This window comes from Paenibacillus sp. PL2-23 (assembly GCF_040834005.1).
Lineage (GTDB): Bacteria > Bacillota > Bacilli > Paenibacillales > Paenibacillaceae > Pristimantibacillus.
Genome location: NZ_CP162129.1, coordinates 27,666 through 40,607 on the forward strand (window position 1 = coordinate 27,666; position 12,942 = coordinate 40,607).

13 protein-coding genes are annotated in these 12,942 nt (G+C 54.9%); all 13 read right to left on the reverse strand.

What is annotated here, in order from left to right; genetic code table 11:
• Nucleotides 1-161: 161 nt before the first annotated feature.
• Nucleotides 162-851: a CpsD/CapB family tyrosine-protein kinase gene (locus AB1S56_RS00130; protein ID WP_340872964.1), complete on the reverse strand. Its 690-nt coding sequence runs from the start codon at nucleotides 849-851 to the stop codon at nucleotides 162-164.
• Nucleotides 832-1,605, reverse strand: coding sequence for a Wzz/FepE/Etk N-terminal domain-containing protein (locus tag AB1S56_RS00135; protein WP_340872963.1), 774 nt, complete (start codon nucleotides 1,603-1,605; stop codon nucleotides 832-834). Before AB1S56_RS00135 ends, AB1S56_RS00130 begins: the two co-directional genes overlap by 20 nt.
• Nucleotides 1,606-1,769: 164 nt before the next feature.
• The gene (locus tag AB1S56_RS00140) at nucleotides 1,770-3,884 is read right to left on the reverse strand and encodes an S-layer homology domain-containing protein (protein ID WP_340872962.1); all 2,115 of its coding nucleotides are present in this window, start codon (nucleotides 3,882-3,884) and stop codon (nucleotides 1,770-1,772) included.
• A 111-nt stretch (nucleotides 3,885-3,995) separates the two neighbouring features.
• Nucleotides 3,996-4,781 (reverse strand): CpsB/CapC family capsule biosynthesis tyrosine phosphatase, encoded by a 786-nt coding sequence (locus tag AB1S56_RS00145; RefSeq protein ID WP_340872961.1) that lies wholly within the window; start codon nucleotides 4,779-4,781, stop codon nucleotides 3,996-3,998.
• A 379-nt stretch (nucleotides 4,782-5,160) separates the two neighbouring features.
• Nucleotides 5,161-6,675 carry a lysine--tRNA ligase gene (lysS, locus tag AB1S56_RS00150; RefSeq protein WP_340872959.1) on the reverse strand — a complete coding sequence of 505 codons (1,515 nt, stop codon included), beginning with the start codon at nucleotides 6,673-6,675 and terminating at the stop codon, nucleotides 5,161-5,163.
• Nucleotides 6,676-6,769: 94 nt separating this feature from the next.
• Nucleotides 6,770-7,246, reverse strand: a complete 477-nt coding sequence (gene greA, locus AB1S56_RS00155; protein ID WP_340872958.1) for a transcription elongation factor GreA — start codon at nucleotides 7,244-7,246, stop codon at nucleotides 6,770-6,772.
• A gap of 282 nt (nucleotides 7,247-7,528) precedes the next feature.
• Complete coding sequence (dusB, locus tag AB1S56_RS00160; RefSeq protein WP_340872957.1) at nucleotides 7,529-8,566, reverse strand: tRNA dihydrouridine synthase DusB; 1,038 nt, start codon at nucleotides 8,564-8,566, stop codon at nucleotides 7,529-7,531.
• 8 nt (nucleotides 8,567-8,574) lie between these two features.
• On the reverse strand, nucleotides 8,575-8,787 hold the full coding sequence (locus AB1S56_RS00165; protein ID WP_340872955.1) for a helix-turn-helix transcriptional regulator: 213 nt from the start codon (nucleotides 8,785-8,787) through the stop codon (nucleotides 8,575-8,577).
• A complete protein-coding gene (gene folK / locus AB1S56_RS00170) occupies nucleotides 8,739-9,287 on the reverse strand; it encodes a 2-amino-4-hydroxy-6-hydroxymethyldihydropteridine diphosphokinase (protein WP_340872954.1) in 549 nt (182 codons plus the stop codon). Before folK ends, AB1S56_RS00165 begins: the two co-directional genes overlap by 49 nt.
• Nucleotides 9,265-9,651: a dihydroneopterin aldolase gene (gene folB, locus AB1S56_RS00175; protein WP_340872953.1), complete on the reverse strand. Its 387-nt coding sequence runs from the start codon at nucleotides 9,649-9,651 to the stop codon at nucleotides 9,265-9,267. The genes folK and folB overlap by 23 nt, the downstream gene beginning before the upstream one ends.
• 72 nt (nucleotides 9,652-9,723) lie before the next feature.
• A complete protein-coding gene (gene folP / locus AB1S56_RS00180) occupies nucleotides 9,724-10,572 on the reverse strand; it encodes a dihydropteroate synthase (protein WP_340872952.1) in 849 nt (282 codons plus the stop codon).
• Between the two features lie 298 nt (nucleotides 10,573-10,870).
• The gene (locus tag AB1S56_RS00185; RefSeq protein ID WP_340872950.1) at nucleotides 10,871-11,749 is read right to left on the reverse strand and encodes an aminotransferase class IV; all 879 of its coding nucleotides are present in this window, start codon (nucleotides 11,747-11,749) and stop codon (nucleotides 10,871-10,873) included.
• The gene (gene pabA, locus AB1S56_RS00190; RefSeq protein ID WP_340872949.1) at nucleotides 11,746-12,327 is read right to left on the reverse strand and encodes an aminodeoxychorismate/anthranilate synthase component II; all 582 of its coding nucleotides are present in this window, start codon (nucleotides 12,325-12,327) and stop codon (nucleotides 11,746-11,748) included. The genes AB1S56_RS00185 and pabA overlap by 4 nt, the downstream gene beginning before the upstream one ends.
• Nucleotides 12,328-12,942: the final 615 nt, after the last annotated feature.

Genomic DNA, 12,942 nt, shown 5'->3' on the forward strand with positions numbered 1-12,942 from the left:
CATCTATTAATATAAATAATATGGGGCATTTAACCCCACCTCACATCACACTAACGGCAATAAATGCCTAAGGTTACCATAACCCACAGCGTGACCGAGTGTCTGGAATGATAAAGGTACACCAGACATTACCTACTTGAGCAGAGATCAACTGCTGTCTATTATTCCTGTGATCCATAATAATAGTAATAGGCTTCTTCGCTTGCCTTCCGCTTGACGTTATTAAGCACCACACCCAGAATACGAGCGTTGACGTGCTCCAGGTGTTGGATCGCCTTCTTGGCGAGATCCCTCTTCACTCTGCCTTGATCAACGACTAGAATGGCCCCGTCGCATTTGGTTGCAATAATCTGAGCATCCGTAACCGCCAGCAATGGTGGAGTATCTATTAGAATGAGATCATACCAGCCCTTAAGCTCCTCCAGCAGCTCAACCATTCTCTTCGATCCTACCATCTCTGCTGGATTGGGAGGAATGACGCCTGCTGTCAGAATGTCCATATTCGATAGGCTCGAGTTTTGAATGGCATCCTCAATCTTACACTGCTTAGATAAGACAGAGGAGAGACCGAATCGATTGCTCAAGGAGAAGGTATGATGCGCCGTTGGCTTGCGCAGGTCCGCATCGATGAGCAGTACCTTCCGGTCTGTCTGCGCATAAGTGATGGCAAGGTTGGTAATTGTCGTAGATTTGCCTTCGCCGGGTCCGGCAGAGGTTACCATAATGACCTGAAGCTGCTCATCAATGGAGGAGTACTCAATATTGGTTCTGAGTGCCCTGAAGGATTCCGATATCGGCGATTTGGGATTCGTTAGCGTAATCAGCTGGCGTTTATTTTTCAATCGAGACACGCTCTATTTCTCCCCCTTTGTAAGTGTGAACTGCTTTCTTGGGTTGGTATTCGCCGGAACGAGCCTCCTCTGGGGATATCTTAGAGATCATGGCCAGTGTGGGCTGGCCTAAGTATTCCAATACATCTGCTTCTGTCTTAATGGTGTCGTCCAAGTATTCCATCAGGAATACGACGCCGACTGCTACCATCAGTGACACTACAAAAGCAATGGCAATGTTAAGCGGCACATTCGGTGATATAGGACTAGGCGATGCCTCGACGTCCGCCAAGTTCAATATGGTGACATTCTCCACCTTGAATATGTGCTGGATCTCTTCTTGGAATACAATCGACACCGCGTTAACTGTCTCCGCTGCTTTGCGATAATCTACATCCTGTACCTGCAGAGTCATGACCTGCGTGTTATTAACTGAGCTTACACCGATCTTGCGGGCTAGCTGCTCTGCCGTAAAGCCTAGCTCTGGATATCTTGAAGCTACCTGATCCAGAATCGCCGGCGTTTTCATAATCTCTTTGTACGTATCAATCATGCGAATATTGGTGTTAATCTGATTCAGGTCGAGCTGGCCTGTGGCAAGCTGGTTCGAGGTTTGATTCACGATTATTTTGGTAGAGGCTTCATACAACTTATCCTTCAGGAATAGACTGAATGCCGCTGCTGCTGCTGAACAAATAAGTACAAATACGAGAATCAGAGCCAATCTCTTACGAAGTATAATCATATACTGACGCAAATCCAGTTCGTTAGTCACCCTGCTATTCCTCCAATGGACATAGTCTCTTATCTGATACACATGCCTTATGCACTACGCCCTTCTTACATAATAACCGAAAATTCTCCCGATTACGACAGTTGTTTAAAAATCTTCCTCCCATCTACATGAGAGGAAGATTCTTGCAATGCTATAACTAAGTTTTAAAGAGCCTGAAATGCACGATGGATAATAACGGCCGCTTGCGCGCGTGTCGCGTTGTCATTCGGCGCGAACTTGCCGTCGTAGCCTTGCACAATCTTGTAAGCCGCCGCGAATGCTACGCCTGCTTGCAGCGAAGCGTTGATGTCGGAGGCGTCGGAGAATGCTGCCAGCGCGCCCTCCACATCGGAGACATCCTTCAGGCCTTGCACCTTCAGCGCGCGAGCGATCATGGTCGCCATCTCGGCGCGTGTAATAGAAGCGTTCGGATCGAACTTCGTTGCGGAACGTCCGTTAATAATACCTTGCTCAGCTGCAGCCGCCACATAAGGAGCGAACCAGTCGCCAGCCTTCACGTCAGCGAAGGATTCCTTCGCGCTGCCGTTCTCCAGATCAAGAGCGCGTATCAGCATCTTCGCGAATTCCGCGCGCGTCACGTTAGCGCTTGGGTCGAATACGCCCTCAGCCTTGCCGTTGATTGCGCCCTTGGCTGCTACCACATCAATGGAGCGGCCCGCCCATGCTTCCACGCTTGCTACGTCCCCGAACTCCACTTTGTTCTCCACAACAACGTAGGAGGAGAAGGTGTCGCGGGATTCCGTGATAAAGCCGCCGCCTACGCGTCCGCCATGGATTTCGAGCTTGCCATCAATGATCTTGGCCAGGGTCAATAGCTCCTCATCAAGGCCGTTGGTGTCACCAAGAGGAATCTGCAAGACAACCGACTTGTCGAAGCTTGTAGTGGACTTGCCGTCAATGGCCAGGTTGAAATCATAGACATCGGACGCTGCTGGCAATCCGCCAGTCGTCTCTTCTGACGCCTTGGACGTGTCGATCGTGAAGTCGATTGTGCCCGAGAATGTGCCGCCAACCGGCAGGTCTACTGTCAGCTCGCCGACTTTCAGCGATACCGCGTCCAGACCGGCAGCGATCGCTTGGTCGACAATCTTGGCCGACAGACCGATTGCGACGCTATTCACTGTTACGTTGCCCAGATTGATGGTCACCTTCACCTTGGCGCCCATGTCGCCGCCAAGCTCCTTAAGCGCTTTAACCGCTTCGCCAATACCCGCGATTGCAGATACGGCCGCGTTCTCGTCCAGCTGCAGAGTCGCTTTGCCGTTCGCTACCGCTACCGTATTCTGCAATACGGACAGCTTGCTCACAACAGCCTTCGTCTCCTTCACGGCTTCAGCGATCAATGCCGCTTTCTCTTCGCCGGATGCGTTCGCCAGCTTGTCCTTCAACGCGTTCAGCTTGCCTTGAAGCTCCTTTACTTCTGCAGGGATGGTTACAGTAACATCAGGGGACGATCCTCCGCCAATTGGAGGAGGCGTTGTCGGTGTCATAGACAAATATGCGCTGTACAGAGCAAGTGCTGCATTTTCGAATTTCAAATTGTCATTTACTTCTGTCTTAAGAGCGGACAATGCGCCGGCTACATCCTCTGTTGTCACATCGTAGTTCAGAAACACCGTCTCCAGTGGGTTGCTGTTATCTGGGATAGCAGCTAATGCGTCCTCCATAAGCGTATTAAAGCCTTCAGCATTCGTAAGCAATGCTTTCAGCTCCAGCAGCGTCTTGGACTTCAGAATATTCATCGCTTCCTCTTGAACAAGCAGGAAGTAGTCTACGATATGATCGATAGTAAGAGTGCTTACTCCAACAGCCGCAGCATATTCATTAAGCTCTTCGCCGTAGGCAGCTCGAAGCGCTTCGAGATCTGTCAGGTTAGGATCATAAGCCATGCCCATGGCATCAATAAAAAGCTCCTGCAGTCTTTGCTCTTTCTCCTCTTGCTCTCCCGGTTCCACGTTGGTCATAAGCTTATCGACAAAAGGCTGTGCGATTGCAGCTTTCTGCGAATTCGACAGGTTATTGATCACTGTACGAAGAGCTTGAACCTCGTCTAGTCCCCCTGTGGCAATTAGCGCATTACGAAGTTGAGTAACTTTAGTGGTTACTGTGGTATTCGGGAATGAAGCAGTCGCATAAGCGACTCCACTTATGCCCAGCTTCTCGCCAAGGCCTTTGCTGCTGAGCGGAATGCCTGCGAATGCGGACATCGCTACGCTTGCAGCAACAGTTGTTACAGCTAGCTTCTTAGATAATTTCACTTTCTCTCACCTCTAATGAATATTTGATAGGTCACTCATTGCTAGAATGAATGCCAGAAAACCCTTGATCGTATGTAAAATATAATGTCGTTCGTCATGATGCCTCATCGGTCACTTCCTCAGTAAGCCGGAGAACAGCTTCCGGAGCACGCCGCCGCCCGGTACCGGCAGACTGGGCATCGCGCCTAACGCCCGATTCGCGAGAATGGCTTCAGCGTTGCCCTTCAGGTATCCGCTCCACTCTGCTCCCATCGACTGCTCGATGGACGCGTAAGCCTCGCTTAGGCGAAACCCCCGGCGATCGGGATGATGGGCGTCCGAGGAAACGATGTGAATGCTGCCCTGCCGCAGCAGCTTCCATGCGGATTGCTCGATGCGCTTGCCGAAGCCGCCCAGCAAGGAGTGAGTCGTCACCTGGCCAATCGCGCCAAGCTCTACCAGCTCCGCCAGCCTCTCCGGGTGCTGCACGACCTCCGCATTACGCTCGGGATGGGCGATAACCGGCACAAGCCCCAGTACAGCCAGCTCATGCATCAGCTCCTCCATACCTTGCGGTATGCTGGAGGATGGCATCTCCAGCAGGATGTAACGGGAGCCTGCCAGCGTCAGCAGCTCCTCACGCCGCCAGGCGTCCAGCAAATCGTCATGAACACGAATTTCCTGGCCTGCAGCTACAGCAACTTCAATCCCTGCCAGCTCCAGCTTGCGGTTCATCTCTTCGACAAGCCTGCGGACATCGCTGGCTGGATTCAGATATCGGCCGTTGGCGTGATGGGGCGTGGCCATAAGGGTTCGGATGCCGTCCGCGGCGGCGGCGCGAGCCAGCGCCAGCGCTTCGTCGTCATGGGCTGAGCCATCATCTATGCCTGGCAGAATATGCGTATGAATATCGATCATGGCTGCCTTCTCCCCCTGTCCAATCGCCTAGCAGAATCGCTGCGGATATGCTCGTATGCCTACGACTCGAAACTCTATTAAATACGATAGATAACGAGACTATGAGACTTTCATAGCTTTTTCATTATATCCCACTATTTCCTTGGTGGTAAAGCCATTTCCTGTAAATTGTAGCAAATTTCAAATCTTTTCGTCGAACTTGTTCAGATTTTGTTCAGTATTATCGAATGGTTGCGCTTTCTACTATATAGACCTTTCTAAAGCTCTAATGGTTGCACCCTTAACAGAAAATTAATATAGAGTGCCATTAGGCAAAAATAAAGCACCCGACCCCCAAATCCGGGATCGGATGCCTGTGTCTGAAAGGCTTGTGCCGCCTCTATTCGCCTGAACGAAGCTCGCGCATATGAGGGAACAGCAGCACGTCGCGGATCGACGGGGCGTCGGTGAGCAGCATGACCAGACGGTCGATGCCGATACCGAGTCCACCGGTTGGCGGCATGCCGTATTCCAGCGCGCGGATGAAGTCGTCGTCCATCTCATGCGCCTCGTCGTTGCCCTGCTCCTTCTCCTCCAGCTGCGCTTCGAAGCGCTCGCGCTGGTCGATCGGGTCGTTCAGCTCCGTGAACGCGTTCGCGTGCTCGCGAGCGACGATGAACAGCTCGAAGCGGTCCGTGAAGCGAGGGTCGACCTCGCTCTTCTTCGCCAGCGGCGAGATGGCAACAGGATGGCCAGTGACGAATGTCGGCTGGATCAGCGTCGCTTCGCACTTCTCTTCGAAGAAGGCGTTCAGGATATGGCCGAAGGTCATATGCGGCTCCACCGGAATCCTGTGCTCCTTGGCCAGGGCATGCGCTTCCTCGTCCGTCATCTGGACGCCGAAGTCGACACCTGTCACTTCCTTGACCAGGTCCACCATGCTGACGCGGCGCCACTGCGGCGTCAGGTCGACATCATGGCCTTGATACTTGATCTTGGTCGTGCCGAGCACTTCCTGCGCGATATGCGCGATCACATTCTCGGTCAGCGCCATAATATCCTTGTAATCGGCGTACGCCTCGTACAGCTCGATCATTGTGAACTCCGGGTTGTGGCGCGTCGAGATGCCTTCGTTGCGGTAGACGCGGCCGATCTCGTAGACCTTCTCCATGCCGCCTACGATCAGGCGCTTCAGATGAAGCTCAATCGCGATCCGCATGTACAGCTGCATGTCCAGCGCGTTATGATGCGTGATGAACGGACGCGCCGCGGCGCCGCCCGCGATGGAGTGCAAGGTCGGCGTCTCCACCTCCAGGTAGCCGAGCGAATCCAGGTAACGGCGCATGGATTGAATAATGCGGGAACGTGTAATGAACGTCTGCTGCACGTCCGGATTGACGATGAGATCGACGTAGCGCTGGCGGTAGCGAAGCTCGACGTCCTTCAGTCCGTGATGCTTGTCCGGCAGCGGAAGCAGCGACTTGGTCAATACGTCGACGTCAAGCGCCTTGACGGACACCTCGCCTGTGTTTGTTTTGAACACAACGCCCTGCACACCTACAATATCGCCGATATCGAGCATGTCGAACGCCGCGAATTTGTTGGGGTCGACGGTGTCCTTGCGCACGTAGATCTGAATGCGGCCCGTCAGGTCCTGGATATGCGCGAAGCCGGCTTTGCCCATCCCGCGCTTCTGCATAATGCGGCCAGCGATGCTGACCTTGACGCCCTCGGCCTCCAGCTCCTCCTTCGTGCTGCCCTCATAAGCTTCGAGGATCGCCTTCGCGTTATGCGTTCTCTCGAACTTGCGGCCGAAAGGATCGACACCCAATTCCCGCAGCTGATCCAGCTTGTCTCTGCGAATCTTCAGAAGCTCGCTAAGCTCCTGCTCGTTGTTCTGGTTCTCGTGTTCCACTCTCGTTCATCTCCTTGACGCTGCTCACGCAATGCTTCAATAACGTTCAAAAAGCTTCCCGCAAGGAAGCTTCTGAACACGTGAATAGCGAACCTTATTTTTTGATATCGACAATCTTATATTGAATAATGCCGGCCGGAACGTTCACTTCCACTGTCGCGCCCTTCTTCTTGCCTAGAATGGCCTTGCCGACGGGGCTTTCATTCGAAATCTTGTTCTGCAGCGGATCGGATTCCGCTGTGCCGACGATCGCGTATTCCATCGTGTCGCCGAACTCCAGATCCTCGACGGTTACAATGGAGCCGATGCTGACGGTGTCCACGTCAATCTCGTCATTGTTAATAATGCGCGCATTGCGAAGCATCTTCTCGAGCGTAATGATGCGGCCCTCGATGAACGCCTGCTCGTTCTTCGCGTCCTCATATTCAGAGTTTTCGCTAATATCGCCATATCCGATGGCTACCTTAATCCGCTCGGCGACTTCACGACGTTTGACCGACTTGAGATTCTCCAGCTCCTCCTCGAGCTTCTTCAAACCCTCTTGAGTCAGAATGATTTGTTTATCGTTCATCTTACCGATTCTCCTGTCGTGTGACTAATTTTCATACGTTGTATGAATTCACTGGTAATTAATATATTACGCATGAAGACCTTCATACCTGTCTGTGCATGGTTGCTGTTGATGTGCTGTTAGATTATATTGCACGATTATATTGCAAGGTATCCCGATTGTCAATCAAAGCCAAGCCCCCGCATGTAACCGTTATAAGTCCTCTATATAAAAGGAAAGACAGCGGCAGGCGGTTATTGTCGACCACTGTCGAATAACCGCGCGCGTGTCTTGTTGGCATCGTTAATGTACAACTTCCTCGGACTGGGATGCCGCTGCTGGGGCGGTGGATGGCTTGGCATCCGCCTCCTGCTCCAAGGTGTTGATATAATTCTCGAGGATCGCCACCATGCGGTCGCGCCCCGTCTCTTCCATAATGACGTCCTTCACGCGAGCTCCGCCCGGCAGGCCCTTGAGGTACCACGCCAGATGCTTGCGCATCTCGCGCACCGCAACGGCTTCGTTCTTGAGCGCGATAAGACGATCCAGATGAAGGATCGCGACCTCCATCTTCTCGCGCGGAGAGGGATCGCCGAGCAGCTCGCCCGACTCCAGATACTGAATCGTACGGTACAGCATCCACGGATTGCCGAGGGCGCCGCGGCCGATCATAACGCCGTCCACGCCGGTATGCTCCAGCATACGCTTCGCATCCTCCGGCGCGAATACGTCCCCGTTGCCGATGACGGGAATGGAGACGGCGTTCTTGACGTCTCTTATAATGTCCCAGTTGGCTTTGCCAGTATACAATTGCTCCCGTGTGCGGCCATGGACGCTGACGGCGCTGCCGCCCGCGCGCTCGACCGCCTGGGCGTTCTCCACGGCGAAGACGTGCTCATCGTCCCAGCCTATTCTCATTTTGACAGTGACGGGCTTATCGACGGCATCCACGACAGAGGACACCATCTCATATATCTTGTTAGGGTCCAGCAGCCATCTTGCGCCCGCGTCGCACTTGGTCACCTTCGGCACCGGACAACCCATGTTAATATCAATAATATCGGCGTTGGTCCCTTTGTCGACGACCTTGGCCGCCTCCACCAGGGACTCGCGATCTCCTCCGAAGATTTGCAGGCTGAGCGGCTTCTCCCTCTCGTCTACGAATAACATCTCCATCGTCCGCTTGTTCCCGTGCAGGATGGCTTTGTCGCTGACCATCTCAGCGCACACCAAGCCTGTGCCGAATTCCTTCGCGATTAGTCGGAAAGCCGGATTGCACACGCCTGCCATCGGCGCCAGCACGACTCTGTTCTTCATCTTGATGTCTCCGATTTTCAGCATGCCGTTCCTTACTCCTCCTTCGTCGTCATTAACTCTTCATAGCTGATCCCCAGCGTCTTCGCAATGTGGTTCAGCAGCTTGGGGTCGTTCTTCCTTGTGCCGCGCTCCAGTGATCCCAGTACAGCAACCGATACGCCAAGCTCCTTGGCCAGCTCTAGCTGTGTGTAGCCCTTCAGCTTCCGAAAGGCTCTGACGCGCTGCGCCAATTGATTGTTTTCCATAACGTGATGCCATCCTCTCTCCCCCGGAGAGACGCTTCTGCCGATTCGCGCACCTGACCCGCCAGAGGATGCTCCTCCTCCAGCACATCGTTTAATGGCACAAGCACGAACGCCCGCTCCAGCATGCGCGGATGCGGCAGCGTCAGCTCCACGTGATCCATTCTGACATTATCGTATAGGAGCAGATCGAGGTCAATGGTTCTTGGTCCCCAACGTTCATGTCGAATTCTCCCGAGACGGCGCTCCAGCTCCAGCTGCTCCCGCAGCAGCTCCAGCGGCTGAAGCGATGTCGTGACGTCAATCACCATGTTGAGAAAAGCCGGCTGGTCGGTGTAGCCGACGGGGTCCGTCTCGTAGAGGGCGGATACGCGCTCCACCCCAATATGCGGATGCTCGTCGATGAGGACGATCGCCTGCCGGAGCAGCTCCTCCCGGTCGCCCATATTGGAGCCCAGGGCTATATAAGCCTTATGCTGTTCATGCTCGTACGATTCGCCCATCCGTATCCCGCTTTCTCTTCAGCTCGATAATCACGCCGTCGAAGTGAATGTCGAACGGCGGATTCGGCTTCGTGACGCGCACCGTCACATCGTTGATCCTAGTATAAGCCTCCAGCACGCTCGATGCAATGCGGCCCGCCAGCGCTTCGATCAGCTTGAACGGCGGTCCTTCCACAATCCCCTTGGTCAGCTCATGCAGCTCCGCATAGTTGATCGTCTCATTCAGATCGTCGGTGTCCGCCGCTTGAGCGAGGTCTAGCGTCAGCTCCAAATCCACATAAAACTTCTGTCCCAGCTTATTCTCCTCGGGAAACACGCCATGATAGCCGTAAAAGCGCATTCCCCGCACAATCATGCGGTCCATCGTATCGCTCCTTCCAGCGGGCCGGCAGCCACATGGCTCGCCGCTCGCGGTGGTGTGTTGGCAGTGCGGGCACTAACGCCGCAGGATGGCGTCCGCCATGAGGGCGGTGCGCTTGATCGCGCGGACGTCGTGGACGCGCACGATCTGCGCGCCGCGCGCGATGCCGAGGGCAACGGTCGCTGCCGTGCCCTCTACGACATCATCAGCCGGCAAGCCCAGCGTCTGCTGGATGAATCGCTTGCGCGAGGTGCCGAGCAGCACCGGGTAGCCGAGCGCATGCACTTCGTTCAGACGATCGAGCAGCTCGAGATTGTCGTTGTAGGTTTTGGCGAACCCGATGCCCGGGTCGAGCCAGATGTTGTGCTCGGCGACGCCCGCGCTTGCAGCAAGGTTCACGCTGCCGCGCAGGTCGGCGAGCACGTCCGGGACAAAGTCATTGTAGTCCCGGGCGTGTCGGTTATGGCTGATGATGACGGGACAGCCATATTCCGCCGCTGCGGCGGCCATGTCGGGGTCGTGCCGGAGACCCCAGATGTCGTTGATGATATGCGCGCCCGCTTCGAGCGCTTGGCGCGCTGTCGCCGCTTTGTACGTGTCGATGGACAGCGGCACGCGGGGAAGCTCCTTGCGAAGCGCATGAATCACGGGCAGCACCCGCCGAAGCTCCTCCTCTGCGCTCACTGCCTGGAAGCCCGGTCTGGTCGACTCTCCGCCAATATCCAGAATATCCGCTCCCGCCTCGACCATCTCCATCGCATGCTTCACAGCCTGCTCGACGTGGAGATACCTGCCGCCGTCCGAGAAGGAATCCGGGGTTGCGTTCAGGATGCCCATTATCAAGGTGCGCTCCCCGAGCTTCAGCTCCACGCCTCCCCCGAGATTATAGGAACGTTCATAGTTTGTTGGGTTTGTATGTATCATGCCCAGCGCCTCCCTCCTGTCGTATAACCCTGTAACTTCCGCGCTCGCCCATCTACTCATGCCTAGTATTTATTGTGCGCTCCGAATCCATAAGCAATCCTCGCACACTTATTACCCCGCAGAGGGCTATTCCACTCATTAAGCTTGCCTGGCCACTCTATTTTCCTGCATAACCCCCAAACGAGCAATGAAGTGTGTTCTGGCACACTTGTTCCGCGACAAACACCCTTTTGCCCGCTCATTAGGCGTGCTTGGCACGATAATTCCGCCTCAGACACTCGCCCAACTTCCAAACGAACTAGCCTAGCGTGTCCTCCCGGTAGAGGGCGAGCAACTGGCGGACGATGGGACCAGCCTGGCCAGCGCCAACCGCCCGGCATGCGCCCGAGGAGTCGCTTAACGTCGTGATGGGCACCAGCTCCTGAATGGAGTTCGTCATCCAGACCTCTTCCGCCTGCAGAAGCTCCTCCCACCGGTAAAACCCTTCCTGGACCTGATAGCCCGCTCCGGCTGCAAGCTCCAGCACCCGCTCGCGCGTCACGCCGGGCAGAATGCCTGTATCTATAGAAGGCGTGCAGATGACGCCCTCCTTCACCATAAACAAATTACTGACAATTCCCTCCGCCAGCCAGCCCTCCTGGGTCAGCTGCAGCCCTTCTGCGCCGGGCGAGGGGGGAGGCGTCAGCTCGCGCTTGGCGAGAATGCTGTTCATATAATGCAGCGACTTGAAGCGCACGGTGCCCTCCGGCGTATTGCGCCGGGTCCGCAGCAGACGCAGCTCGCGACCGCGCAGCAGCGCTTCGTCGTTCGCTGGAGGCAGCTCCTTCACCAGCAGCAGTGCGTTAGGCCGCACGTAGTCGCCGGTCGGCAGACCCAGCGCCCCCTCGCCAGCGCTGACGGTCAGGCGCACGTACCCGTCGTGAAGTCCATTCGCCTTCTGCAGCTCCCTCGTCCACTCAGCGACGAGCTCGGCGCTCATGTCGAACCGAATGCCGAGCTCCGCACAGCCCCCCATCAACCTCTGCATATGACGCTCCAGCAGATACGGCTTGCCGCCATACGTGCGGAACGTCTCGAACAAGCCCAAACCGTACAAAAAGCCGTGATCATATACCGAGATCACAGCTTCTTGTGCTTCCAGGAGCTTGCCGTTCCATCCAACCCAGGCAGCCGTCATTGCAGAACGCCGGACCGATGACGCAGGAAATTGCGGAGCATCGTATGCCCGTGCTGAGTAATAATGGATTCCGGGTGGAACTGCACACCTTCAATCGCATATTCCTTGTGGCGAAGCGCCATAATCTCGCCCTCAGCCGTCTCCGCGCTGATCTCCAGACAATCCGGCAGCGTCTCGCGGCGGACGATCAAGGAATGGTAGCGTGTTGCTGTGAACGGCGACTCCATCCCTTCAAAGATAGACTTGCCATCATGCACGATCGGCGATGTTTTGCCGTGCATCAGCTTCTCTGCGCGTATAACCTCTCCGCCGAATGCTTGCCCAATGGATTGATGCCCCAGGCACACGCCGAAGATCGGAATTTTGCCCTTGAAGTGGTCGATCAGCGACAGGCTGATGCCCGCTTCGTTCGGGGAGCACGGACCAGGCGAGATCAGAATATGGTCAGGCTTCAGCGCTTCGATGCCGGCCAGATCAATCTCATCATTCCGCTTGACGACAATCTCTTGCCCAAGCTCTCCCAAATATTGAACCAAGTTGTACGTAAACGAATCATAGTTGTCGATGACGAGTATCATGCTCCGCATCCCCTATCCATAACCTGAATTTGTGGCTCATCCAACATACATATTCCTGCGATTATACATGATTTTACACGATATTCGTATGCCAAGAGGGACAATTGCTGCAAAAATACATCATTCGACGCCATTCCGCCCAATTTCCGACCATCGCGAGGACATTTCCTGCACATTTGCAGCATTTTGTCTCGATTCCACCTACCGCGCTTAAAATACTGCAGATTTGCAGCAAATGGTGCACCCGCTGGAGCTATAGCAACATGTGAGATCGTTGCTGCCACGTAAAAGTAGCTAGTTTGTTCCGTAGCGACACGAGGTGTCGCTATCACAGCAAATGGTGCACCTGCTCGCGCTATTGCGACACGCGAGATCGTTGCTGCCACGTAAGACCAGCTAGTTGGCTCAGCAGCGACACGAGATGTCGCTATCGCAGCAAATGGTGCACCAACTCGCGCTATAGCGACACGCGAGATCGTTGCTGCCACGTTAGAGTAGCTAGTTGGCGCAGCAGCGACACGAGGTGTCGCTATCGCAGCAAATGGTGCACCTGTTCGCGCTTCAGCGACACGCGAGATCGTTACTGCGGCCGCTCACCCAGCCGAGCAGAGGGAG